The sequence below is a fragment of the Litorimonas sp. genome (genome assembly GCA_029936425.1).
GTDB lineage: Bacteria > Pseudomonadota > Alphaproteobacteria > Caulobacterales > Maricaulaceae > Litorimonas.
Genome location: JAPYSU010000141.1, coordinates 1 through 1,213, shown reverse-complemented (window position 1 = coordinate 1,213; position 1,213 = coordinate 1). Strand labels below are relative to the sequence as shown.

At 62.3% G+C, this 1,213-nt stretch carries 1 protein-coding gene; it reads left to right on the top strand.

Translation table 11 applies throughout. The annotated features are described in order from the left end of the window. Positions 1-1,213, top strand: a 1,213-nt coding sequence (locus ACN0IC_RS15595; protein WP_416879665.1) for a C2HC-type zinc finger protein, incomplete at both ends; no start/stop codon positions are given.

Sequence of the window (1,213 nt, the reverse complement as noted above, 5' to 3'; positions counted from 1 at the left end):
GACACACTCGCCGAGGTGGAGGTCATCGCCCACGACTGGGAGATGTCCGTGCCTCCCAACTACACGCTCCCTGGCATCCGCTACCAGGTGACCGTCATCGACGACGCCCTGGCCAAGCTGGAGCTTGCCGGGCAGCAGCGCTCCAAGATACTGGAGCTGGATCCGTCCCTGCGCGCCGAGCAACACGTGCTCATCACCGCCGCCAGGACCAACAACCAGAAGGTCGCCAGGACACTCAGGACAACCTTGTCAAGCCTGGGCGACAACATCTCTGGGGCCTCATCATCGGTGGGAGCCACTCTCCACTCGCCGCAGCCCAACCCAGTCAGCGCCGCGGCCTTCCACACGCGCCAGCCGTTCCCCAAGTTCTCAGGGGCCAAGAGGTCCTACCCAACCTTCAGGAAGGACTGGCTGGAGACGGTGTCTCCACACTACCCACAGCCGCAGCAGCTGCGGGAGCTATGCAAGTGTCTGCCAAACCTCCTCGAGCCCGAGGTCAAGAACATGCGGACCACGGCCGAGGTCTGGGAGTTCCTGGACGAGGAGTACGGGAAGCCCATGGAAGCAGTCGCCGAGATCATCAGCGAGCTGGAGCAGCACAAGCCGTCCAAGAACGCCCGCAGCGAGCCAGACCAGTTCCTGGAGTTCTCCCGCGCCTGGAGGAAGGCCGAGAACGACCTCATCGAGATCGGGAAGATCACCGTCCTCGACCACGAGCCCACGATCACCAAGATGATCCAGAAGCTCCCATCCAAGGACTCCAGGAAGCGCTACGTGCAATCCTCTGGGACTCCCGGCAACATTCACCGTGGAGCCTACCGCAACTTCTGTGCCTTCATGGACGAGGAACGAGTCCTGCAGCGCCGCCTCACCAGGATCGAGGGCGAGACCCTCGCCGAGGACAAGGCGGACACCAAGAAGCCTGAGGACACCAGCAAGTCCGACGCCAGAGCCAAGACCAAGTCTGTCTGCTACAACTGCGGAGACAAGGGCCACAGGTTCGCGGACTGTCCCAAGCCCAAGACGCCTGGCAGGAACACTCACCACACCAACGATGGCCAGTCGGGGAAGTCCAACTGTCCCATCTGCAAGGAACACCACACCTTCAACATGAGTACTGGGCCGAAACCTGCAACGCGGCTCATGCGTTGTCCTGAATTCCAGAGGATGACCCCAACCGAGCGCGCCGTGGCACTGGAGAAGCTCCAGGGCT